The sequence below is a fragment of the Pseudomonas sp. GM102 genome (assembly GCF_000282555.1).
Lineage (GTDB): Bacteria > Pseudomonadota > Gammaproteobacteria > Pseudomonadales > Pseudomonadaceae > Aquipseudomonas.
The window spans coordinates 36,058-59,920 of the sequence record NZ_AKJB01000067.1; the positions used below are offsets into that span (position 1 = coordinate 36,058).

The window sequence follows — 23,863 nt, forward strand, 5'->3', positions numbered from 1 at the left end:
TCTGGAGTATGCGACAAACCGCTCGTTTGGAAACTCCAAAAAACCAATACGTGGTGAGGGCGCGTCTCAACAGGCTAAAAAGGCGCCGATTTCATCGACCACCAGCGCGGCAGCAATTGCTTGACCTTGCTCTCGCCAAATCGGTCATCGATCAGCATCACTACCCCTTGATCCTGCTGAGTGCGAATCACCCGTCCCGCCGCTTGCACGACTTTCTGCACGCCAGGAAACAGGTAGGTGTAGTCATACCCGGCACCGAAAATAGCCGCCATGCGCTGTTTCATCTGTTCGTTGACCGGATTGAGTTGCGCCAGCCCTAGGGTGGCAATGAATGCACCAATCAACCGCGCGCCGGGTAAATCGATGCCTTCGCCGAATGCGCCACCCAGCACCGCAAACCCTACGCCCTGACTATGGACGGTGAATTGATCGAGAAACGCCTGACGCGGCCCTTCCCCCATGCCCCGGGACTGCGACCACAGCGTGATATGCGGATGCCGCTCAGCCAGCAACTGCGCCACTTGCTGCAAATAATCGAAGCTGCTGAAGAACGCCAGGTAGTTACCGGGGCGTTGGGTGAACTGTTTGGCGATCAGCTCGACGATGGGCTCAAGGGACGCCTGACGGTGGACATAGCGGGTCGAAATCTGGCTGACGATGTGCACTTGCAACTGTTCGGCGCTGAACGGCGACTCCACATCAATCCAGACCGTATTCGCCGGTGTTCCCAGCAAATCGGCGTAGTAATGCCGAGGGCTCAGGGTGGCGGAAAACAGCACGGTGCTACGCGCAGCGGTCAAGCGCGGGCGGATGAAACCAGCGGGCACAACATTGCGCAGGCATAGCTGCGACAGGTTGCGCTTGCGCTCGAGGTCGCGTTTGCTGATATCGAACAGGAAATGCTCATCGAACAGTTCAGCCACGCGGCCGAATTGCAGCATGTCGAAGTAAAAATTCTGCAAGCCGCTGTCCAGGCCCTGAGGGTAATCGTTCAGGTAGTCGCCGATGCTCGCGCAGCACAAGGACAGCGCCTGAAGGAGTTTTTCCGGGGCTTTGTCGTAGGCCTGATAGGGGCTGAGTTGCTGATCATGCAGGGCATTCCATTCGCGATTGACCCGCTGCAAGGATCTCTTCAGTGCCTCAGGCGCGGTTTTTCGCACGCTGTTCAACGTCGCCTGGTCGAGGCTGGCGCTGTACATCTGCCGGCCACGCTCCACCAGATTGTGGGCTTCGTCCACCAGCACCGCGACGTTCCAGTTATTGGCCTGGGCCAGCCCGAACAGCAGCGCACTGAAGTCGAAATAGTAGTTGTAGTCGGCGACCACCACGTCCGCCCAGCGGGCCATTTCCTGGCTGAGGTAGTAGGGGCAAATCTCATGCTGCAGGGCAACTTCGCGCAAGGCACTCTGATTCAACAAGCTCAGTTGGCTGGCGGCCTGACGCGCGGCCGGCAGACGATCATAAAAGCCCTGGGCCAACGGGCACGACTCGCCATGGCAGGCCTTGTCCGGGTGCTCGCAAGCCTTGTCCCGGGCGATCATTTCGAGAACTCGCAAGGGTGGAGCATCGGCGCTGTCGAGGATGACCTGAGCGGCATCCAGCGCCAATTTGCGCCCCGGTGTTTTCGCCGTGAGAAAGAACACCTTGTCCAATTGCTGCGGCGCCAAGGCCTTGAGCATCGGGAACAGCGTGCCAACGGTCTTGCCGATACCGGTCGGAGCCTGGGCCATCAGGCAGCGACCGGTGCTGACCGCCTTGAACACCGACTCGGCCAGATGCCGTTGCCCGGGACGAAAATCGGTATGGGGAAATGCCAACTGTTGCGCGGCCAGATTGCGCCCTTCGCGATGGGCCATTTCCTGTTCGGCCCAGTGCAGGAACAACCCGCAGTGGTGTTCGAAGAACAGCTGTAGCTCGGCAGCGCTGAAGGCCTCGACCAGGCAGGTTTCCTTTTCGCTGACGATGTCGAAGTACACCAGCGCCAGATTGATGCGTTCCAGCTGCAGTTTCTGGCACATCAACCCACCGTAGATCTTCGCCTGCGCCCAGTGCAGCTGCCGATGGTTGGCCGGTTGCTTGCTCAGGTCGCCACGGTAGGTCTTGATTTCTTCGAGGCAGTTTTGCGCCGGATCGTAGCCGTCTGCCCGACCTTTCACGGTCAAGGTTCGATACTGGCCCTCAAGCGCGACTTCATTCTGATAACCCTCGCTGCGCCGTGAGGCTACGGTGCGATGCCCGACGATGCCCTCCAGCGCGGTCGGCGACGGAGTGAAACGCAGGTCGAGGTCGCCGACCTTCGCGGTGAATTCGCACAGCGCCCGCACCGCAATGCTGTAGCTCACGCGCCCTGCTCCACCCATTGCACGTAGCAGACGGCGATCGGCATCTGGTGCTCGTGACAGAACTCCAGCCAGCGCAATTGATTGTCTTGCAACCGATCGCCGGGGCCTTTGACTTCGATCATCCGGTAGGTTTTGTGTTGCGGCCAAAACTGGATCAAGTCCGGCATGCCGGCGCGGTTGGCCTTGATGTCGAGCAAAAGACGATTGAACCAGTGCTTGAGGTGTTCCGCAGGCAGACAGTCGAGCGCCTGCTCCAGCAGTTCCTCGCTCAGCGCGCCCCAGAATACGAACGGCGACTGCACGCCCCACTTGGCGCTGTAACGCTCGCGGACAGTTTGCACATAACGCCCGTCATCGAGTTCAGCGAGGCAGGCCTGAAACAGATCCGCGCGCCGCGCATGAAAGTCTTCGTTGAGCAGGTCCACCGGACCGCGCTGGAACGGGTGAAAAAACGCCCCCGGCAACGGCGCGAAGATGGCCGGCCAGCACAGCAACCCGAACAGTGAATTGATCAGGCTGTTCTCGACGTAATGCACCGGCGCTGAATCGTCCGCCAGATGCGCCTGAACGTAAGACTCCACCGACAACGCCGGATCGTGCCTGGGCAGTTGCAGGTCCAGGCGCTGCATGGCCCGAGGGGCTGGTCGCTTGATCGGTGGCCCACCCAGTTTGCGCCGCAGCCTGGGCAGCACACGCGATAGATGCTGATGCTCGGCAGCGCTTTCAGGGGCTTGCTCGGCGTGGGTGGCCAGGTCCAAGGCCAGTTGATATTCGCTACAGCGCTCCAGCACACGAATCAACCGCAGACGCGCGCCGGGGTAGGCGCATTCGCGGTAGAGGTTCAGGGCGGTGGAAAAATCCGCGACGCGCTCGCAATGCTGGCCGATCTGGAACAGCAGTTTGCCCCGACGTCTTTGCAGCCAGGGATTGCCGAGCTGCAGCCCGTTGATCTGCTCGACTATGTCCGCCACGTTTTCACCGGCCTCGAAACGCTGCTGACAGCTGTGCAGGAACAGGCAGGCGTCGACGTCCTCTCGACTGCGCAAGCCTCGGGATTCGGTGCAGAACTCGACTTTTTCGTAGGTAAAGATGCCCAGGTCGGCCAGCACGAACTCCGACCAGTCCTGGTAAAGATTGCCGAAGAACATCAGCCGCAGCCGGTCGCACAGGCCCATGACGGTCAGGCTGAACAACCGCTCATTCAGTGCCGGGCACCACTGGGCAAAACTTTGCGCCTCGGGAAACTGCTCGCTCAGGGCCGGCAACCAATCGGTCTTTTTGCCTTTGGGCTGATAGATGGCACTGCCAAAGCACTGGAGAATCTCGGCCTTGAGCAATACCTCGAACAAGTCCTCGATGTGCAATGGCGACTGCTGGTCGATCCAGCCCGATGCCAGCAACGGCGCCGCAGCGTTGTCGATGTCGCCGATCTCGACGTAACTCAGTTTGCCGGCCCTGAAATGCACACCCTTACGCATCACGAGTCTGACCAGCAGCGCCTGGGACTCGCGGGGTAGTCGATTGAAGTCGCGGATGAAATTCTGTTCCTCGACGCTCAATACATCGGCATAGCGATGCTCAAGCCAATCAAGCACTTGCATGAAGTTGTTCAAGTAATAGAACGGGTCGTCGAGAGGATTTACAATCACGGGCAAAAAGGGCCATGGCAAACGAGTACTGGTTATGCGTACAGATACCAGCTATGCCCCACCCGGTGCAAACGGAAAAGGATCAGTGGCGACGCTATTCGGCAATTTTCGGGTGACCATCGAACTTTCTGCCATTCCATCGCACCAACCGCGTTAGAGACACAGTTGCGATTGACCTCGAGCGAGGCGTTCGCGCTGTTTTTATTGAGTAAGGAGAGGTGTGTATGAATATCAAGACTCTGGGTTTGCCCTTGGCAGTAGCGGCCTTTCTGGCCCTGGCCGGTTGCTCGACGCCAACGGTTGTTACCCTGCAGAACGGCACTCAGTATTTGACCAAGGACATGCCGAATACCAAGACCGAGGACGGCTTCTTTGAGTTTGAAGATATTTCCGGGGCAAAAGTGAAAGTCCGGGCCGATGACGTGGCTACGGTTCGCAAGGAAGACTGACCACATTAAACGCAAAACCTGTAGGAGCGAGGCTTGCCCGCGAAGAATGCACCGCGGTTTTTCAGGTATTACGCGTCATCGTTCTTCGCGGGCAAGCCTCGCTCCTACAGGATTTTCATCGCTCAAACTTCTCGGTCTTTGATCAGAGATATTTGAGAATCGCGATGTCGCGACGGCGCTGTTTGAGGTTGGCGAACCAGCGCGTCGGGAAGAACAGCAACACCCCGAGGATCACGCTCCATAGCCAGACCATAGGCAGGTCATCGAAGCCGTAATAGGTGCCCTGATTGGCGCCCCAGATGGCGACGGCCACCAGGTACATGGCCTTGAGCACGTACAGGTGCAGCAAGTAGAAGAACATCGGCGCACCGCCGTAGATCGCCAGGGTCGCCGTGGACCAACGATCCTGGGCCTTCTCGAACAACGCCAGAAGGATCAGCCCCAGGCCGAGGGTCGGCATCAGGAACATCAGCGACGGCGGGTACTTCTTCGCGCTCATGAAGCTCATGAAGGTGCGCAGCGAGTCACCGGTTTGCACCCACGGCTTTTCGCCGTAAACGTTCAGGTAACGGATGAACACGAAGGCCACCAGCAGGCCGCAGCCGACTTTCAGCAACCGCGAAATCCGTTCCGCCGGTTCCATGTCCTTGCCAAACCATGGCCCGATGGCCCAGCCCAGCAGAATCACCCCGATCCACGGCAACACCGGATACGTCGTGCGAGCCCGGGTGAACTCGGTGATGTCGATGAACACCCGCTGATGCAGGATTGACCACGGCACAAAGAACGGCGACTCCGGCCCCACGGTCACGCCATCGAGCAGGTTGTGCCCGGCGACAATCGCCACCCCGAGCACGATCAGCCAACCGCGCTTGAAGTGCAGCAACCCGGCGAGCACGATCATGCAGATGCCGATGCACCAGATCACTTGCAACCACAACGTCTTGGGCGGGAACTCAGCGTTCCAGGCGAAGCACACGAACGTGAGCTCCAGAAACACCAGGAACAACCCGCGCTTGAGCAGGAACACCGACGTCTCGCTGGCCGTGTGTTTCTGGCTGTAGAGCCAGGCCGACAAACCGGTGAGGAAGATGAACACCGGGGCGCAGATCTCGCTGAGCATGCGGGTGAAGTACAAGTCCGGCGTGACACTCAGCGCATCGATCGGATCGGTGACCTGGCGGTGCAGCAGAAAGGTTTCCCGCACGTGGTCGATGAGCATCAAAAGCATGACGAAGCCGCGCAAGGCATCGATGGCCAGCATCCGGGTATTGGTTTTTGCAGCGCTGGCAGCAAGCGCAGGGGAAACACTTCCCGCCTGCCCTGCCACACCTGTAGATAGGGTCATATCAGTCACTCATGTCGTGGTCAGTGGATTACCGCTGGCTCAGCCCTGTTTTTTCAGCCTGGCAACTGCGCTGCGCTCAGTGAGTTCCAGAAATACTGTTATCGCAGGAGAAGGACTGCCCTCCTTGCCGTATCAGTCGTTCCTGCATCCGCTGGCAACGCTCCCGTTCCTGCTGCATCGAACGATCGATGCTGATATTGCCGGTCTGCTCCGGTGGTTTGCCGTCGCCCAGGCGAACTGTCACCCAGGGCTGTTCAGGCTGGATCTGAAAGCGGCTTTTTTCTTCGACGGGCGTGGTGGGTTTGGCGGTTTCGATCGCGGCCGGTTCTGGCAGTTGATCGGAGGTGACCCCGTAACGGGTCAGAATCGAGCTTTGAGGCAGTTCTGCGGCGGCTGTTGCCGATATAAAGGCCAGCGCCAGCCCGAAGGTGTACCTCTTGCTGTTACTCACGTTGCAAAATCTCCTGTACTCAATGGCGGCATGCAGCACCTGCGTTATAGTATAACGCGCATATGGGCTGATGGTTTAGTGCCAGATTCCTGTTGGTGCAGGTATTGGAGTTCGAGAGTGACCGGTGGGTCACGTAGACAGGCAGGTTTACCGCGTTATCGTTCATCGCGGGCAAGCCCGCACCCACAGGGATTTGATGCGGACACAGATTTTGTGAACATCACCAACCACTGTGGGAGCGGGCTTGCCCGCGATAGGGCCCTGACAGGCGCCCCGCTACCCTCAGGCGATCACAATCCCACTACCGGACAAACTGTCCAGCCCGACACCCACCAGGGTCACCGAATCACTGCCAAATGTGAGCAGCGTATCCTGCCCCACCGCCGTGGCATGGGCGCGGAAGTCGTCGTTTGGCGCAACGCCCTGAACCCCGAGGAACACCAGTTTGTCGTTGGCTTGATAGCCCACCACCCGATCCTGGCCAAACGCGCCGCTGAACAGGAACGTATCGACCCCGCCGCCCGACTCCATCAGGTCATTACCCGCCCCGCCGACAAACACATCGTTGCCGATGCCGCCGATCAAATGGTCGTTGCCGTCCAGGCCAAACAGCCAGTCGCCCGTTGCGTGTGCCTTGAGCGTATCGGCCCCGGTCGTGCCCTTCACACTTGAAGCGTACTGGGTCAGGTTGCTGCCGTCCGCAAGGCCATTGGCGGTGACGCTGTGGGTCACGTCATCCTTGAACACCCCCCAGAGAAAACCCGGCTCCTTGGTGACGATGCTGCCAATGTCGCGAGTGATGCTGATGCCGCCATTGGCGTCGCGCACGTACAGGTTGCCGGCACCGTCATTGGCAAAGGTGAAGTTCTTCACCGACTGCTGCAGGTCCAGCACATTGCTGCCCTTGCCGCCCAACAGGATGTTGTAGCCACCGCCATCCCTGAAGGTGTCGTTACCGTCGCGGCCTTCCAGATAGTCGTTGCCCTTGCCGCCCTGGATCAGGTCATTGCCGTCGCTGCCGATGATAAAGGTGCTGCCTTTATGGGTTTCGGCGTTGCGGTTCAAGTCCTGGACCCAAGTGTTGCTGCGCGCCGGGTCCGAGAGGTTGGCGACGATGATGGTCGAATCCTTGCTGGTCAGGTCGTAGAACTGCGACTCCAGCACGCGAGTCATGCCGTCGCCGTAACCGGTGGGCAAGTGTGAAATCCAGGTGGGAATATTGAGGATCGAATACGGCAGCACGTTCCACGCCGTCGAGGCGTAGTGGTCGTTGAAGCTGACGATGTTATCGGTCGTCGAATCCTTGGCGGCATCGTGCACGCCTACCGAGGCCAGGTTGAACGAGGAGCCATCGAGGGCGCGGAACACCGGGTCGTTTTCATAACCGATGTTCAGCACTTTGTCGCTGCTGCTTTGGGTCGGCGAGGCGTAGGCGATGTAGTTGGAATCCTGGTAAAAACCGGACCACTTATCGCTGCTCAAGTCCGCCAGGCTATTGACCGCCAACCCGCCGAGGCTGTGGCCGCTGACCAGTACGTCCTTGCCCGACAGCCCATTGGCCTGGGCAAACGCTGCAACGTCACTGAGCAGATTGCCGAAGGCTTCACCTACGTAGTTTTTCGCATAATCCTTTGGCCCTAGCGCTGCCATCAGGTCGTTGATCACATCACCGATGGAGTCGCCGATCTGGATTTCCCGCGGGCCACTGGTGCCGCGAAAAGCGATGCCGATTTCGGTGAGATGACCCTGGGCGTCGTACTTGCCGAGGATCTCCACTTGGGCGCTAGTGTAACCGGCCTTCTCGCCGAAGAAGGTTCCGCGAGCGTCGGTCTTGCCGTCATAGCCCAATTGCGCGGCGGTGATCGGCGTCCAGCCGGCTTTTTGCACAGCATCGAGTGCGGCCTTTTCCGAATCGGGGTTCCAGGGAATGCCGGGAATGACGCCCTGGGAATCGGTGCCGCCAATCAGTGCGGTAACCAGCGTTGCCGGCAAGCCCAGTCCGAAGCCGTTTTGCTGGTAACCGGTGGCGAAACCGTTGTCGAGGTTGTGATAGGAATACAGCGTGATCGCCATGGCGTCGCTGAACAACGCCTTGGAGTCTGCTGTGCCGAAGTTTTTGTAGTCATACACACCCATTGGTATTGCCTCTCTCTTTGTTGGAATTGTCAGAGATAGCTCACAGCCAGGACGCCTCAATCACGAGGCGCCCCGGAGCCTTTAGTGCATGCAGCTTTTACGCAAACGTAATTCCCGAAGCCGAGAGATTATCCAGACCTACGCCCACCAGCGTTACGGCGTAATCGCCAATCTTGAGCACAGTGTCGTTGCCGGCCTGGGTCGCGTGCTGGGTGTAGTCATAACCCTGCCCCGCGCCCTGGACGCCCATGAACACCAGTTTGTCGCTGCCCTGATACCCATTGATCGCGTCGATGCCGAAGGCCCCGCTGAACAGGAAGGTGTTGTTGCCGCCCCCCGAGGCCTGCATCACGTCATTGCCCGCGCCACCGACGAAGGTCACGTGGCTTTTGTCGCTGCGCAGCAGGTCGTCGCCCGCGTTGCCGAACAGCCAGTCACCGTCGACGCTGGCCACCAGCGTGTTGCCGTAGGCATCGCCATTGAGCGAGTGGTTGTAGTGGGTCAGTTCCGTGCCGTTGAGCAAACCGTTGGCGGTGACGTTGTAGGTCACCTCCTTGCTGCCCCACCACGAACCCGATTCCTTGCTCACCAGCGCGCCGATGTCGCGGGTCATGCTGATGCCGCCGTAGGCATCGCGCACATACAACGTGCCGTCGCCGTCATTGGCAAAGCTGAAGTTCTGCAGCGGTTTTTGCAGCTCGAAGGTGTTGCTGCCCTTGCCACCCAGCAGCAGGTTGTAGCCACCGTCATCGCGGAACCGGTCGTTCCCGTCACGGCCTTCGATGAAGTCATTGCCCGCGCCGCCCTTGAGCCAGTCATTGCTGTCGGTGCCAATGATGAAGGTGCTGCCGGTGTGCGGCTCGCCGCTGCGGCCCAGGTCTTCGACCCAGGTGCTGCCTCGGGACGACTCCGACAGGTTGGATACGATCAGCGTCGAGTCCTTGTCGGTGAGGTCGTAGAAGCGCGAGTCGATCACCCGGTTCAAACCGTCGGCATAGCCCAACGAACCGTGGGCCGACCAGTTCAGCGGATTGAGGATGCTGAACGGCACCAGGTTCTGCGCGGTGGAAGCGTACTGGTCATTGAAGTTGACGATGTTGTTGGTCGCCGACTCCTGATGACCGTCGTGCTTGCCCAGCGAGCCACTGCTGAACGTGGTGCCGTCGAGCACTCTAAACACCGGGTCATTCTCGTAGCCGATGTTCAGCACGTTGTTGCCGGTGGCGCTTTGGGTCGGCGAGGCGAAGGCGATGTAGTTGGCGTCCTTGAAAAAACCGCCCCAGTTATTGCCGCTCAACTCCGCGAGACTGTTGACTCCCAACCCGCCGAGGCTATGCCCGCTGACCAGCACGTCCTTGGCACTCAAGCCATGGGCGATGGCGAACGCGGCAACGCTTTTCAGCAAAGTATCGAAGGCGTTTTTCGCGTAGTTCGTCGCGTAATCCACCGGGCCGACCGCGGCCAGCAAATTGTTTTTCATGTCGCCGAAGGTGTCGCTGTACCCCAGGCCGCCGGTGCCACGGAAAGCGATTCCGATGCCGATCAGCTTCCCTGCCCCGTCGTATTTACCGAGCACTTCGGCTTCGGCGCTGGTGAAGCCGTCCTTCTCGCCATAGAAGGTGCCTTGAGCCCCGACGTTGCCCTGATAGCCCAACGCTATGGCGCCAATCGGCGCCCAAGCGGTCGCCGGCAATGGCTGACCGGTGGGCGTGTACGCGTAGAGCGTCAGCGCGATCGCGTCGGAGTACAGCGCTTTACCGGCCTCACTGCCGGCATTTTTGTAATCAAACAGTCCCATCTTCTTGCTTCCTTAGCGTCAAATCAGAACTGCCAGTCCAGGGTCAGGCCCACACCATGGTCTTTTTCCCGGGAGCCGAGCAGCCCGTTGTAATCCAGGTTCAAACGGGTATCGCGGCCCAGCGCCAATCCGGCACGGGCACCGACCACCAAGGCATCACGGTCCATGGACACGCTTTGCACGCTGAACGCGGTGTTGCCGTTGACGAAGGCCAAGTGGTCTTCGGAACGGGTGTTGCTCAGGTTGTGCTGCCAGCCGAGCGTGCCGGACAGTTCCAGCTGTTGCTGGTCGGACAACGCAATGGCTTTGCTCGCCCGCAAGCCAAGGGTCGAAAGCACCACGTCGCGGTTGTTTTCCCCGCCCTTGAGTGCGGCGGCGTCACCTTTTTCGCTGAAGCTTTCAGTGTTCAAGTGCACGTAGGCCAGATTGACGAATGGCTCCAGAGCGATCGGTTGCAGGTCCAGGCGATACGCCGCTTCGGTGAACAGTTGCGCGGAGGTCGCATCGCGTTTGGATTTCTGCTTGCCGCTGACACCGTTAAATTGCAGGTCACGTTTGACGTCGATGCGATGCCAGCTGTAAGCGCCACCTACGCTCAGGCGCAACGCGTCGATTTCATGGCCCAGGTACGCACCCAAGTGGTAGCTGTCGACCGAGGCCGACGAGTGCGTGCCATCGCCCATGCTCAATGAACTGTCGCTATAACCGGTGACGAAACCCAGTCGGGTATCTTCAGTGATCAAGCCATCGACACCGGCCAGCAGCCCGCCGATGGAGCTGTTGGAACTGGCGTTGTCATGCCCGCCATCGCTCTTGCCCCAGGCGCCGAGCACTTTGAGCCAGGCGTTGCTGCGGTCATCGGTGGGAGCCCCGGCGTCGAACAAATCGTGCTCACGCAGACGCTCGCCGACTGCATCGCGCAGATAGCGGCTGTCGTTGATCAGCAGCGTGCCGATTGCCGGATGAATCTCACCGGAAAGTTGCTGGAACGCTTGTTGCGCGACAGCGGCGGTCGGCGACAGCAGCAGGGTTTCGTAGAGTGGATTGCCTGCGCCCAGTTGCTCGGCGGCAGCGGCCACGGCGCGTTGGTTTGGAGTCCGCCCGGCGCTGGTGAAGGATGTCGCGTTGCGCTCCACAGCCAGTTGAATGCCGCTAGCCGAGTAGTCGAGGGTGCCGCCGAGGAACAGGTAGTCCGGCACCACCGCACCGAAGCGCCCTTCGATTCCGCCGGCCGCTTGCAGGATGTTGTACTGATTGCCGAGCAGGGATTTCGCTTCGCTGGTGGTCAGCAATGTCGGGCTGTTTTCCAGAGACAGGCTGACCGTTGCGCCCTCGATGATCGCCTTGCCGCTGGCGATGATCTGGTCGCTGCTGGTGGGCGACAATTCTACGGCGTAGGTCGAGCCGGGCTCGAAAGTCACGTCGCCCGCCACCTGCAAGGTGCCGATGGAATTGCCGGGGGCCACGGTACCGCCGCTTTTCGCGGTCAGCGCCGCGATGCTGCCGTTACCGCCGAGGATCCCGCTGTCATTGACGGTGACGGCCGACAGCAGCGAACCGTTGATGGCCAATCGGCCCTGATTGACCAGGGTCGGGCCGGCGTAGGTATTGGCGCCGGTCAGCACCAGTGTGCCGATGCCCTGCTTGGTCAGGCCGCCATGGCCGGAAATGTCGTTGCGCCAAACGTCGAGCCCGCAATGCACGTCATTGCACACACGCTCGGTGGGTTTGCCGGCGTCGATGATCGCGCCGATACCCGGCAAGTCCGCGACAAACTGGCTGGAGCCGTAGGCGCCGTCGATGCGGAACTCCTCGGGAATGTCCTGCTCGGTGACGAACATCGCCGGGCCATCGATGCCTTTGCGCAGGTTGATCATGCCCCAGCCGTACAGTGAGTCGACGCCGGGTGCGCCGAGGTCGGTGGCGGTGGTGCGCAGTACGCTGGCGACTTGCGCGCCGGTCATGTACGGGAAGCGTTCCATCAATACCGCCACCGAGCCTGCTACGTGCGGCGCCGCCATGGAGGTGCCGTTGTAATTGGCGTAGCCGGTGGTCAGGTCATTGGCATTGGTGCCGCTGATAATCGAACTGTAGATGCGGCTGCCCGGTGCCGACACGCAGAAACTCGCGGTGTAGCCGCAACGCGACGAGAAGGTGCTGATGTTGTAGAGCTCGGGGCTGCTGGTGTCCGGGTTCTTCTGCAATGCCGCGACAGTCATCCAGTTCGGCGCGATCTCGGGTACGAAGTAACCGAGGCCAGCGATGGCGTCCGGGTTGTTGAGGTTGTAGTCGTTGCCGGCAGCGAAGATCGTCACGATGCCGCTGCGGGCTGCCGCGATGGCGCCGTCGTAGGCACCGCCGGGTTTGGTCCCGAGCAAGGTCTGGATCTCGTTGAACTGCAGTTGCGCGTCCTGCACGGTGAAGTGCGGGTACGCCGGGTCCCGACCACCCAGGTCGAAGCGATCAGTGATGCCGATGCCCCAGCTGTTGTTGATGATCCGCGCGCCGCTGGCGATCAGGGCATCCCAACCGGCCTTGTACACCGCGCCGTCGTTGCCGCGAATGATGCCGTCTTCCGGACCCGGGTCGCCGTTGTCGGCGCTGATGATCTGCGCACCAAAAGCGACGCCGTGCATCGGACCGCCATCGCGACTGCCCGCGGCGATCCCGCCAACGTGAGTGCCGTGGGCGCCGAGTTTGCCGTTGGAGCCCACCGAGGGCGAACCGTCATACAGAAAGGCATCCCCGGCTTTGACCGGAATGTACGGGTCGGTGTATTCGCGGATACCACTGGTGACCAGGGTTATCACCTTATTGGCCCCGGAAAACTCCGGGTGCAAGGCGTAAACCGGTTGATCGAAAATCCCCAGTTTCACGCCTTTGCCGGTGTAACCGGCGGCATAGGCCTCCTGAGCGTTGATCGCCCCCAACCCCCAATCGGCGTTGAACTCCGTGCTGCGCCAGCTATCGGGATCGCCTGTCCTGCCGTTTTCCACGTAGGGCGCCGCGTGTGCGGTGCCCAGGGTGGCCAATGCGCAGAGCAAGGCAAGGTTGTTGTACTTGTTATTCATCGAACTACCGTCCTTAGTTGTGTTGCCAAAATCCTTGTGGCCAGGGGGGCGCGCAACTTGTAGGAGCGAGGCTTGCCCGAGAAGGCGGTGTGTCAGTCAACGTCAATGCTGAATGTCACGGCCCTTTCGCGGGCAAGCCTCGCTCCTACAGGGGTTGCGGTGCTACAGCCTTTACCGTGTTAGAACTGCCAATTGAGACTCAGCCCGACGCCGTGGCTTTTCTCGCGGCTGGCCAGTTGGCCGGTGTAATCGAGGTTCAACCGAACATCCCGGCTCAAGGCCAGGCTGGCATGGGCGCCCACCAGCGCCGCATCGCGAACCAGCGGCGAGCTTTCCACCACAAACGGAGTGCCACCGCTGGCAAACGCCAGGTGTTCCTCGGAATCGGTGTGGCTCAGGTTGTGCTGCCAACCGAGGCTGCCGCTCAGATCCAGTTGTTGCTGGCCGGACAGCGTTACTGTTTTCAGTGCGCGTACGCCCAGGGTGCTGAGCACCGCGTCACGCCGGTCGCCACGGCTTTTGAGCGCCGCCGCGTCACCTTTCTCGGTGAAGCCCTCGGTGTCGAGGTGCACGTAAGCCAGGTTGGCGAATGGCTCCAAGGCCAGTGCTTGCAGGTTCAGGCGATAAGCCGCTTCGCCGAACACCTGGGTGGTTCCGGCGTCGACTTTGGCTTTCTGTTTGGCGCTGACGTCGCCGTATTGCAGGTCACGTTTGACGTCGGCCCGATGCCAGCTGTAGGCACCCCCGGCACTCAGGCGCCAAGCGCCCATTTCGTGGCCGGCATAGGCGCCCAGGTGATAGCTATCGACTTGTGCTGATGAATGAGTTCCGGAGCCCATGCTGACCGAGCTGTCGCTATAACCGGCGACCAGGCCGACACGGGTTTCGTCATCCACTGCGCCATCGACACCGGCCAACAAACCGCCAATCGACGTGGTGTAGCCGGCGGTGTCATGGCTGTCATCGGTCTTGCCCCAGGCGCCCAATGCCTTGATCCAGCCGTTGTTTCGGGAACTGTTGGCTTCGTTGAGACGCTCACCGATCGCATCGCGTAGATAACGGCTGTCATTGATCAACACCGAGCCCAGCGCCGGATAGATTTCCCCCGACAACTGCTGGAAGGCTTGTTGCGCCGAACTCGCGGTCGGCGACAGCAGCAGGCTTTCGTAGACGGCGTTACCCGCGCCAAGCCCTTCCACTGCGGCCGCGACGGAACGCTGATTCGGCGTTTGCCCGACGCTGGCGAAGGTCGTGGCGTTGCGCTCAATACTCAGCTGAATACCGGTCGCGGCGTAATCAAGGCTGCCGCCAATGAACAGATAGTTGGGCAACACCGCGCCGAACTGGCCTTGAATGCCGCCCGCCGCTTGCAGAATGTTGTACTGATGGCCCAGCAGGCTTTGCACTTGTTGGGTGCTGAGCAAGGTCGGGCTGTTTTCCAGGGACAGGCTCACGGTCGCACCGCTGATCGTGGCCGTTCCGCCGGCAATAATCTGGTCACTGCTGGTGGGTGACAGTTCGACGGCATAAGTCGAACCCGGCGCAAACGTCACATCGCCGCTGACTTGTAACGTACCGATGGAATTACCGGGCGCCACGGTACCGCCGGAATGGGCGGTCAAGGCAGCGATCCGTCCGTTACCGCCGAGGGTGCCGCTGTCATTGACGGTCACCGCCGACGTCAGCGAGCCGTTCACCGCCAGTAAGCCGCCGTTAACCGTGGTCGAGCCGCGATACGTGTTGTCGCCCGTGAGCATCAACCGCCCTGCACCGGACTTGATCAGGCTGCCTTCGTAGACTCGGTTGGCGGCGGCGGAATCACGAGCCATGCCCACCGCGTAATCGGTTTGATCCTGCTGACTGGTGCCGGCCGCGATACCGTTCTCCCAGCCCTTGTCCTTCAACGTTTGTTGCCAGGCGCTGCGTTCGGCGGTGTCTTCGGCCTGACGCTGAATCAACGCCTTGTCGGTAATGCCGTTGCTCCAGACATCGCTTTGCCCTGCCCCCAAATTGGCGTCGAACGACCCGAGCAATTGCCCCGGCCCGTGCATCGCTCGTTCGAGGTTGGCCACACCCCAACCGATGCGCGTACTCGGTGCCTCGGTGATTGAGCCGTCGAGCTGGGTCGCGGTGGTCAGCAATACTTCCAGCGCCTGCTGATTGTTCATGTACGGATAGCGTTCCATCACCAGCGCCAGTGCCCCGGTGGCATGTGGTGCGGCCATGGAGGTGCCGGATTTGATCGCGTAACCGCCACCGGGAATGGTGCTGTCGATCTTCGCGCCTGGGGTGGTGATGCACCAATACTTGGCGATCCCGCACTGGTTGTATTTCTGCTGATTGCTTTGATCCAGCCCCGACACGGCCAGCCAGTGGCCTTCCAGGTCCGGCTGAAAATACGGCAAGGCCGAACGCACGCTGGCATTCGGGTAACCACTGTTGCCGGCGCTGAACACGTTGATCACGCCGCGCCGCGAAACGTCGGCGGCGGCATCGAGCCAGGTGCCTTTGTTCCAGTGCTGGGCGTAAGCGGCGTGCAGGTCGTCGAGGGTTCGGTAGCTGACGTCCGGCGGTTGACTGCCCCAGCTGTTGTTGATCGCGCGTACGCCGGCATCCGCCAGGGCGTTATAGACCGCGGTGAAGTAGCGCGGGTCGGGGTTGGGGCCGAACAGGAAACTGTCGTTCTTGTTGGTGTTGCCGACGTAGATTTGCGCGTTGTACGCCACGCCGTGCATGCCGCTGCCATCCCGGGATGCGCCCATGGTGCCGGTGACGTGGGTACCGTGGGAATCGTTGTTGGGGTTGAGCGTGCCGTCGACGTTAAATGCTGAGCCGTCGACATAGCTGCCGCTGGCTGTCACCGCGTGATAACGGTCTGCGGCAAATTCGGGATGGCTGGAATCGAACCCGGAATCCAGTGCGCCGATTTTCACGCCCTTGCCGGTTATGCCGGCGGCATAGGCTTGATCGGCCTGCATGCGCGCCAGTCCCCAATCACGCTGAAACTCTGCCGAGCGCCAACTGGCGGGGTCGCCGAGGGTACCGGTTTCCAGATAAAGCGCCTGGGCCGAGCCCGGCACGGATGAAATCACGAGCAATAGCGTGCCGACCGACATCGGCTTGATCTGTACGTCCATGTGCATGACATCTCGCTTTTTTGGCGTTTTTAGAGTTGTAGTCGCCAGTCCTGGGGCGGCGTTTCTGTGTTTCTGTGTTTCTGTGTTTCTGTGTTTCTGTGGCGAGGGAGCTTGCTCCCGTTCGGTTGCGCAGCAACCGTCATTGGGCCTGCTTCGCAGTCCAGCGGGAGCAAGCTCCCTCGCCACAATGTTTTCTATGCGCTACTGAGCTTTCGGGCCCTGGCCGAAGGCCTCATCCACCTTCGCCAGGTCCTGCTCGCTCAAGGTGCCGGCGTAGTAATGCAATTTGGTCCAGGCCATCAAATAGTCGTAGCGCGCCTGGGCCAGGTCCCGGCGGGTGGTAAACAGTTGTTGTTCGGCGTTCAGCGCATCGAGGTTGACCCGTTCGCCGCCCAAAATGCTTTGTTTGGTCGAGATCACCAGCGCTTCGGCCGACGTCAGCGCTTTCTGATAAGCCCGCAATTTACTGACCCCCGACAGACAGGCGCTGAACTGCCGGCGCAGCTGGATCAAGGTTTCCCGGGTCTTGCCATCCAGTTCGTATTCGGCCTGTTCCATGGTGCGGCTGGCCTGCCGGGTCGAGGCCGAAACCCCGCCACCGGCATACAGCGGCACGTTGACTTCAAAGCCGATGGTGTTGGTGTCGTAGCGCTGGTTGTAGGTGTTGCCGCTTTCCGATTCGTTCTGGCGCACCGAGGCATAGGCGCTGACTTTTGGCAGGTGGCCGGCGCGGTTGCGTTCGACTTCGTAGCGCGCTACTTCCACCGCCTGGCGCTGGGAGGCCAGGTTCGGGTTGTTGGCCACCGCCATCTCGTGCCAGGTGTCGTAATTGGCCGGTTGCAGGGTGAAGGTCTGGAAGTTTTGATCCAGCGGCGTCAGGTCGCCAATGTCGATGGCTGGCACGCCAATCAGTGCGCCCAGTTCGCGCAGGGCCGCATCCTGTTCGTCACGCGCCTCGATTTCCTCGGCGGTGGCCAGTTCATAACGTGACTCGGCTTCGAGGATATCGGTGCGCGTGCCTTCGCCTTGGCGGAACATTTGTTCGTTCTGCTGAAACTGCTGCTCGAAGGCTTTTTTCTTGGCCCGTGCAATGTCGATCTGGTCCTGAGCGAACAGCGCCTGGGTGTAATTCTCCAGCACGCGAACCAGCAGCTCCTGGCTCTTGCCACGAAAGTTTTCGTCAGCGAACAGCGATTGCGCCACGCCTTTGCGATACGCCGCGTAGGCCTCGTAGTCGAGCAGAGGCTGTTGCAGGGTCAAAGTCGAGCCGTAGCTGCTGTAGTTGCGGTCCTCGGTGAAGTCTGGTCTCCCCTCATTAATTTGAGTGACCTTGGAGGTGTTACGCCCCTTGTTGTAGTTGTAACCCAGCCTCGGCAGTAGCCCGGCGCGGCCGATGGCACGGTTTTCAAGGCCTGCATCGCGCTCCTTGATGGCGCCGAGGAACACCGGATCATTGCGTAACGCTTGCTCATAGATGTCGAAGGGCCCCATGGCCATCGCACTGTTGCACGTCAGCAACGCCAGGGTCGCTGCGAGCAGGGAAAGCTTATTCATACAGCCGAACATCCTTATTCCTCGGTCAACGCGGAGCCTGCCCGGTCGAGCAGCGGTTTGAACAAATAGTTGAGGAGTGAACGTTCACCGGTACGCACGAACATTTCTGCTGGCATGCCGGGTTTGATCACCAGACCGTTGAGTTTTTCCATGGCCTGGTCACTGACGCTGCTGCGCAGCACGTAGTACGGCACACCGGTTTTCTCATCGACCATCTGGTCGGCGGAGATCAGGCTGACTTCGCCGGGAACTCGCGGGGTACGGCTCTGGTTGAACGCGGTGAACAGAATGTCCACCGGCAAGTGCGTGCCGACCTTGTCGATCAGGTTAATCGGCAGGTGCCCTTCCACTTCCAGGCGTGTGCCTTGCGGGACGATCTCCAGCAGCGTGTCGCCCTGACGCACCACCGCGCCTTCGGTATGAACCCCAAGGTTGACGGCGATGCCGTCGGCAGTAGCGATGATTTCGCTGTGTTGCAGGTCGAAGCCGGCAGAGGTCAATTGCTCTTCCAGGGTCACGCTTTTGAGTTGCGCGTCGGCCAGTTGGCTGCGGACTTCCTTCTGGTATTCCTCGCTGTGCTGTTGCAGTTTCAGCCGGGATTCCAGGATGCCCTGCTCCACCCGACCGCTTTCGCCGGTGTTTTCTGCCAACTGTTGTTGCACTTGCGACAACTGACGCTGGTAATCCATCAAGCGGTTGCGCGGGATGTAGCCGTTGTCCGCCAAGGGCTGAAGATTGCTCAGCTGTTGTTGCAGGGAACTGGCCTGGGCCGTCAGGTCGGTGCGCGCACGACGCATGCCGGCCAGCTGCGCGCTGGCGCCTTCGATGTTCGCGCGCAGGGCGGCTTGCTCACGGGAAAACGCTTCGCGACGGCTGCTGAACAATTGCCGTTGGCCTTCAAGTACCAAGGCCAGACGCGGGTCAGGATCGTTGCTCAGTTCGGCGGGGAAATTCACCTGCTTGAGGTTGTCCCGCTCACTCTGCCAGCGTGCCAGGCTGGCCCACGCCATGCGGTACTGCGCTTGCAGCGATTGCACGTCGGCCGCGACCTGGGTCTGGTCGAGGCGAAACAGCGGCTGGCCTTGCTTCACCACCTGCCCTTCGCGCACCAGAATCTGGCTGACCACGCCGCTGCTCATCGATTGCACGGCTTTGCGCTTGCCCGAGACCACTACGGTCCCTTGCACCGGAATGCCTTGATCGAGCGGCGCGAGGCTCGCCCAGGTGAAGAAACTGCCGGCGCCGACAATCGCCAGAATCCAGCCCATGCGGGCGAAGAAACGCGCGTCGCGCTCAGGGCGTTCGGCGATGTAGTCGTGTTCCATCGTCGCTTCGCTGTCGTCGTTCATGCGTGTGCTGCTCATACACCCGAATTCCTTGTCGTGGGCTGATACTGCCGGCTCATGCTGAGCCCGCCCGGTGCCTGCGCAGGTTTTTCACGTTGCTGCTCCTGGGCGCCGGCCAGCGCCTTGAGCACTTCCTGGCTTGGGCCGAAGGCCTGCAAGCGACCTTCGTTGAGCACCAGCAACTTGTCGGCCTGGGCCAGGGCCGAAGAGCGATGGGTGACCAGAATCACGCTGGTGCCCCGGGCCTTCATGTGCGCGATGGCGCCGGCCAATGCCGCTTCGCCAACGGTGTCGAGGTTGGAGTTCGGTTCATCCAGCACCACCAGGCTCGGATTGCCGTACAGCGCGCGAGCCAAGGCCACACGTTGCTTCTGGCCACCGGACAAGCCGCTGCCGTCCTCGCCCAGCACGGTGTCGTAGCCTTGCGGCATGCGCAGGATCAGTTCATGAACACCGGCCTGTTGCGCGGCTTCGACGACTTTTTGCGGATCCGCCGCACGGAATCGAGCGATGTTCTCGGCGATGCTGCCGCTGAACAGTTCGATGTCCTGGGGCAGATAACCGATGTAAGGGCCGAGGTCGTCGCGGTTCCAGCGATGAATGTCCGCGCCATCAAGCCGCACCGTGCCGCCCAGCGTCGGCCAGACGCCGACCAGCACTCGGGCCAGGGTCGATTTGCCCGAGCCGGAAGCCCCGAGCACGCCCAGCACCTCCCCGGCGCCCAGGTTGAAATTGACCATGTGCAAGGTCGCTGCCCGTTGCCCCGGCGGGCCGGCGCTGACTTGCTCGAAGGTGATCTGACCTTTCGGCGCCGGCAACGCCATGGCTTCGTCAACCGGTGGGTAGGCTTGCAGCAAGGCATCGAGACGGCGGTAAGCGAGTTTGGCGCCGCTCCACTGTTTCCAAACGGCGATCAACTGATCGATGGGGCTCAATACCCGGCCCATCAGGATGGAACCGGCAATCATCATCCCGGCGGTCATGTCACCCTGAATCACCAATAAGGCGCCCAACCCCAGGACCAGGGATTGCAGGCACAGGCGCAGGGTTTTGCTCAGGGAGCTGATGACCGCGCCGGTGTCACTGGCCTGATTCTGCAAGCCGAGAAAACGCGAGTGCACCTCAAACCAACGTTTGCGCAAGACACCGAGCATGCCCATGGCCTGAATGGTTTCGGCGTTATGCAGGTGACTGGTGGCCAGTTGGCTGGACTTCTGGGAAAACCCCGCGGCTTCGCCCAAGGGCTTTTTGGTCATCGCCTCGTTGAGGCAGGCCAGCCCGATCAGCAGTACCGCGCCTGCGGTGGCCAATACGCCGAGCCAGACGTTGAACAGAAAGATCACAAACAAGTAGACCGGAAACCACGGCGCATCGAAGAAGGCAAACAACGCCGGACCGGTGACGAATTGGCGAATATGGGTCAGGTCACCCAAGGATTGCCCCGCGTTGCCCTCGCCCTTGAACAGGTTGCGCTCGAAAGCGGCTTGATACACCCGCAGGTTGAAACGGCGCTCCAATTGGCTGCCGATACGGATGACGATAAAGCTGCGCACGATTTCCAGCAGACCGATGAAAGCGAAAAACCCGACCACCATCAACGACAGCATCGCCAAGGTGGTTTCGTTTTGCGAAGACAGTACCCGGTCATAGACTTGAAGCATATAAATCGACGGGACCAACATCAGCACATTAATCAGTGCGGTAAAACACCCGACGCTGATCAGGATGCTCTTATAGTCGCCCAGCGCCTTGAATAACGGTGCGGTGGCCGGGCTCTTCGCCATCTTCATTGGTTTTTCCTGAGGTATTAATCCTCGCCTTACTTGGCGAGGTTCCAATTAACTGTCCGCGCATGGGGCGGGACATTTTTTTCCGGTTGTCGCTTACACTTCAATAACAACTCTTTTTGCTCTTCAGAGCGTTCCGGCTATTGATCTGCTGCTTATAACGGCAATAACTATTTTTATATTCAGTCAGGCATTATTTACTTAATGTGCAGTGCGCTCGAGCGTAATGATCAGACCTGACTTCAAGGTGCTTTTATAAAACCCCTCCTTCTGTCGGCTGAAAAACACTATTTTCGAGCCCTCTTTATCGGTCACGGCAATGCCGTCCGGTTCCGGAAACCAGCCAATCGCCGACTGGTTCAGCCAGGCACCGAGGCAGTCGGCCCCCTCACCCAGGGTCTGGTTCAAATTGAACTCGATCGTGCAAACATTCGACGGTTTGTCTTGCAACACCTGGGACTCGGGCGAGTCTTGCGCGGTGATCAAGGTGGCCTGCCATTTCCCGGCGAGTTCCAACGGGTCGGCTAATTTAAGACTGCGTGCCATGACTACATCTCCAAGAAACATCATCAGCGTCGCCAACAGCCACGCGGTTGCTTTGCAGGTAAAAGCGTTGTGGATCATAGGGCTTTTACTCATGGTTATAAGCCTTGTTCATAGCGCCTGCCGTTCAAGGGGCAGAGAGCGGCGCGTCGAGCGCCGCCCTCCTTTTGCCTTGAATCAGGCCACGATGTCCGAGAATGCCGCCTGGCCAACGGTGCTGACCAGGAAGTCAGCCACGCCGTGCCCGGAGAAGTCCACCGACAACAGGCTGTTACCGCCCGAAGTGGTCAACACTGCATCGCCTGCCGCACCGGTGAATGCGTTCACGAAATGCAGGCCCGCGCCTTTGGTAATGCCGGTCAGGTCGATCTTGTCCAGACCACTGACAAAGTCGAGGATCTGGTCGACGGCACCTGGCTTGGAGTCGCTGCTGGCCGCGAACACAAAGGTGTCCGAACCCGAACCGCCCCACAGTTTGTCCGAACCGCCCGCACCGAAGAGGATGTCGTTGCCGGCACCGCCCTTCAGTTCGTTGGCCACGCTGTTACCGATCAACAGGTCGCTGCCCGAACCGCCAATCGCGTTCTCGACGGTGACCCCCTTGGCGATGGACACGTTGCCCACCATGCCGCCAACGTCGGAGAACGAGGCCTCATTGAGGTTGATTTTCTGGTTTTGAGTAAAACCGGAGAAGTCCAGGGTGTCCTTGCCGCCCGCATCCCAGACCGAGAACACGACTTTGTCCGACGACGAAGACGCGCTCAGGAAATCGCGACCGGCGTTGGAGTTGAAGCCGTAGGTGGTATCACCGGTACGGGTGGTGGTGTTGGCACCGTAGAGTTTCTGGATGGCGGCGATATCGTCCATCAGCGGGCCGGACGCATAGGCTTCCACACCGCCCTTGCTGAAGTTCTGGTCGGTATTGCTTTCACTCCAGTAGCTCATGACGCTGTAGCCACGGGTGTCTTCCCCGTAAGTCGCGTCATTGTAGGTCGGCGCGCCTTCACCAGCGTTGTAGTCGCCAGGGTGCGCCAGGCCCAGAGAGTGACCGATTTCGTGGGTCAGGGTCTGACGGCCGTAGTTGTTCAGGTCCGGCGTCTTGTTGACGTTATAGCCACTGCCCGTCAGATACCACGAAGTACCGTCATAACCTGCACCGGTGCCTGGCAAGTAGGCGAATGCTGCGGCGCCATCCTGACCACTACTGTAGTTACCGAAGGTCATGTGACCGTCGCCGCCAAAAGACTTTTCGGTAAAGGTGACATTGGCCACGTCGGCCCAGGATTGCATGGCAAGCACGGCCTGGGCTTTCTGTTGCGCGCTGAACTGACTGAACCCGCTGATGCCGTGCTTGTTCATGGTGCTCGACGAGGCCGAGGTCAAGAACGTGTAGGTGAGTTCGATTTTGCCGCTGCCGTCCTTGTCCTGGTAGGCCGCGCCGTCACGCAGCAGCTGGGTAGCAGCCTCGTCGACGGAGAAGGAGGGTTTGCCATTGACCGTGAGATTGCCACCCCGATCATACTGATGGCTGAAACTATCGATCTGGTTGTAGGCGGAACTGGGTGCAGCCAGCGCTTGCAATGGCGCAAAGGCCTGTTCGGCAAGATCAATAGCGTTGTCTTTTACTTTCGACATAAACACACTTCCTTGTTTAGCAATGGAACAGTTTTTGTCCGATACGACAATCTCTGGCGAGATCGTCCTATCACTCGCCCAATGAAGGCGTATAAAAACTGACACAATTCGAAATCAAACGTCTACATTTTTTTTGACGTCAAATTGAGTGGTTCCGGCGAACTCCAGTAAACAGTGCGTATGCTGTCGAAATATAGTTTGTAGTTGAAGGTTTTAGCCGGATTGTCCGACAATTTGCTATTTAAATATTAAATATGAGTAAGTTGTTTTTCTGTAGATGAGTTCTCGTTTTTTTGGACCTCTTAGTGTGAGAGCCAGTGGATTGCTATCAACTTCAATTTTTATTGGATGGCCATTTTCACGACTGCTGCGCAGCCGAACGCAGCCTTCGGCAGCTGCTACAGGTTTGCGGTGCACACGTTGTAGCAGCCGGGCCTGATGCAATTGCCGGGCAACCAGCCTTAAATGACCGTTCAGCTACCTAATGCTGTTCATTTAGGTGCGCTCTTGGATCGTGCGTACCTTTGTGGCGAGCGAGCTTGCTCGCGCTGGGCTGCGTAGCGGCCCCAAAATCTGATAACAATCGCCGATTTTTGTGAGTGCTACGCACTCAAGCG

The 23,863-nt window shown here is 59.9% G+C and carries 14 protein-coding genes; 1 reads left to right on the forward strand and 13 read right to left on the reverse strand.

The window, feature by feature from the left end; genetic code table 11:
• Positions 1-74 precede the first annotated feature (74 nt).
• Both PMI18_RS11970 and PMI18_RS11965 read right to left on the reverse strand, forming a co-directional pair.
• Positions 75-2,342, reverse strand: a complete 2,268-nt coding sequence (locus PMI18_RS11970; protein WP_007902345.1) for an ATP-dependent DNA helicase — start codon at positions 2,340-2,342, stop codon at positions 75-77.
• A complete protein-coding gene (locus PMI18_RS11965; protein ID WP_007902347.1) occupies positions 2,339-3,991 on the reverse strand; it encodes a VRR-NUC domain-containing protein in 1,653 nt (550 codons plus the stop codon). Before PMI18_RS11965 ends, PMI18_RS11970 begins: the two co-directional genes overlap by 4 nt.
• A gap of 224 nt (positions 3,992-4,215) precedes the next feature.
• Between PMI18_RS11965 and PMI18_RS11960 the strand changes: the two genes are divergently transcribed.
• A complete protein-coding gene (locus PMI18_RS11960; RefSeq protein WP_007902349.1) occupies positions 4,216-4,440 on the forward strand; it encodes a YgdI/YgdR family lipoprotein in 225 nt (74 codons plus the stop codon).
• 142 nt (positions 4,441-4,582) lie between these two features.
• Here the strand turns inward: PMI18_RS11960 and PMI18_RS11955 are convergent, their stop codons facing one another.
• The 11 genes from PMI18_RS11955 to PMI18_RS11905 all read right to left on the reverse strand — a co-directional run bounded on the left by PMI18_RS11955 (position 4,583) and on the right by PMI18_RS11905 (position 23,246).
• Complete coding sequence (locus PMI18_RS11955; RefSeq protein ID WP_007902351.1) at positions 4,583-5,788, reverse strand: DUF1624 domain-containing protein; 1,206 nt, start codon at positions 5,786-5,788, stop codon at positions 4,583-4,585.
• 76 nt (positions 5,789-5,864) lie between these two features.
• Positions 5,865-6,239, reverse strand: coding sequence for a hypothetical protein (locus tag PMI18_RS11950; protein ID WP_007902354.1), 375 nt, complete (start codon positions 6,237-6,239; stop codon positions 5,865-5,867).
• Positions 6,240-6,521: 282 nt separating this feature from the next.
• A complete protein-coding gene (locus PMI18_RS11945) occupies positions 6,522-8,375 on the reverse strand; it encodes a polyurethane esterase (protein ID WP_007902356.1) in 1,854 nt (617 codons plus the stop codon).
• 97 nt (positions 8,376-8,472) lie between these two features.
• Positions 8,473-10,173 (reverse strand): polyurethane esterase, encoded by a 1,701-nt coding sequence (locus PMI18_RS11940; protein ID WP_007902358.1) that lies wholly within the window; start codon positions 10,171-10,173, stop codon positions 8,473-8,475.
• A 23-nt stretch (positions 10,174-10,196) separates the two neighbouring features.
• The gene (locus tag PMI18_RS11935) at positions 10,197-13,244 is read right to left on the reverse strand and encodes an autotransporter serine protease (protein ID WP_007902359.1); all 3,048 of its coding nucleotides are present in this window, start codon (positions 13,242-13,244) and stop codon (positions 10,197-10,199) included.
• Positions 13,245-13,423: 179 nt separating this feature from the next.
• Positions 13,424-16,381 carry an autotransporter serine peptidase EprS gene (gene eprS, locus PMI18_RS11930; RefSeq protein ID WP_033036584.1) on the reverse strand — a complete coding sequence of 986 codons (2,958 nt, stop codon included), beginning with the start codon at positions 16,379-16,381 and terminating at the stop codon, positions 13,424-13,426.
• A 201-nt stretch (positions 16,382-16,582) separates the two neighbouring features.
• Entirely contained in the window at positions 16,583-17,947 is a 1,365-nt protein-coding gene (locus PMI18_RS11925; RefSeq protein WP_007902361.1) for a TolC family outer membrane protein, read from the reverse strand.
• A 2-nt stretch (positions 17,948-17,949) separates the two neighbouring features.
• On the reverse strand, positions 17,950-19,299 hold the full coding sequence (locus PMI18_RS11920; RefSeq protein WP_007902362.1) for an HlyD family type I secretion periplasmic adaptor subunit: 1,350 nt from the start codon (positions 19,297-19,299) through the stop codon (positions 17,950-17,952).
• A complete protein-coding gene (locus PMI18_RS11915) occupies positions 19,296-21,071 on the reverse strand; it encodes a type I secretion system permease/ATPase (RefSeq protein ID WP_007902363.1) in 1,776 nt (591 codons plus the stop codon). The genes PMI18_RS11920 and PMI18_RS11915 overlap by 4 nt, the downstream gene beginning before the upstream one ends.
• A 198-nt stretch (positions 21,072-21,269) precedes the next feature.
• Complete coding sequence (locus PMI18_RS11910; RefSeq protein WP_033036580.1) at positions 21,270-21,692, reverse strand: AprI/Inh family metalloprotease inhibitor; 423 nt, start codon at positions 21,690-21,692, stop codon at positions 21,270-21,272.
• Positions 21,693-21,788: 96 nt separating this feature from the next.
• A complete protein-coding gene (locus PMI18_RS11905; protein WP_007902365.1) occupies positions 21,789-23,246 on the reverse strand; it encodes a serralysin family metalloprotease in 1,458 nt (485 codons plus the stop codon).
• Positions 23,247-23,863: the final 617 nt, after the last annotated feature.

What these genes read in the sequence shown, in the direction of transcription:
- PMI18_RS11905 (WP_007902365.1), bottom strand. Translation starts at nt 23,246, where the DNA reads ATGTCGAAAGTAAAAGACAACGCTATTGATCTTGCCGAACAGGCCTTT.
- PMI18_RS11910 (WP_033036580.1), bottom strand. Translation starts at nt 21,692, where the DNA reads ATGATCCACAACGCTTTTACCTGCAAAGCAACCGCGTGGCTGTTGGCG.
- PMI18_RS11945 (WP_007902356.1), bottom strand. Translation starts at nt 8,375, where the DNA reads ATGGGTGTGTATGACTACAAAAACTTCGGCACAGCAGACTCCAAGGCG.
- PMI18_RS11925 (WP_007902361.1), bottom strand. Translation starts at nt 17,947, where the DNA reads ATGTTCGGCTGTATGAATAAGCTTTCCCTGCTCGCAGCGACCCTGGCG.
- PMI18_RS11960 (WP_007902349.1), top strand. Translation starts at nt 4,216, where the DNA reads ATGAATATCAAGACTCTGGGTTTGCCCTTGGCAGTAGCGGCCTTTCTG.
- PMI18_RS11920 (WP_007902362.1), bottom strand. Translation starts at nt 19,299, where the DNA reads ATGAGCAGCACACGCATGAACGACGACAGCGAAGCGACGATGGAACAC.
- eprS (WP_033036584.1), bottom strand. Translation starts at nt 16,381, where the DNA reads ATGGACGTACAGATCAAGCCGATGTCGGTCGGCACGCTATTGCTCGTG.
- PMI18_RS11935 (WP_007902359.1), bottom strand. Translation starts at nt 13,244, where the DNA reads ATGAATAACAAGTACAACAACCTTGCCTTGCTCTGCGCATTGGCCACC.
- PMI18_RS11955 (WP_007902351.1), bottom strand. Translation starts at nt 5,788, where the DNA reads ATGACCCTATCTACAGGTGTGGCAGGGCAGGCGGGAAGTGTTTCCCCT.
- PMI18_RS11940 (WP_007902358.1), bottom strand. Translation starts at nt 10,173, where the DNA reads ATGGGACTGTTTGATTACAAAAATGCCGGCAGTGAGGCCGGTAAAGCG.
- PMI18_RS11915 (WP_007902363.1), bottom strand. Translation starts at nt 21,071, where the DNA reads ATGAAGATGGCGAAGAGCCCGGCCACCGCACCGTTATTCAAGGCGCTG.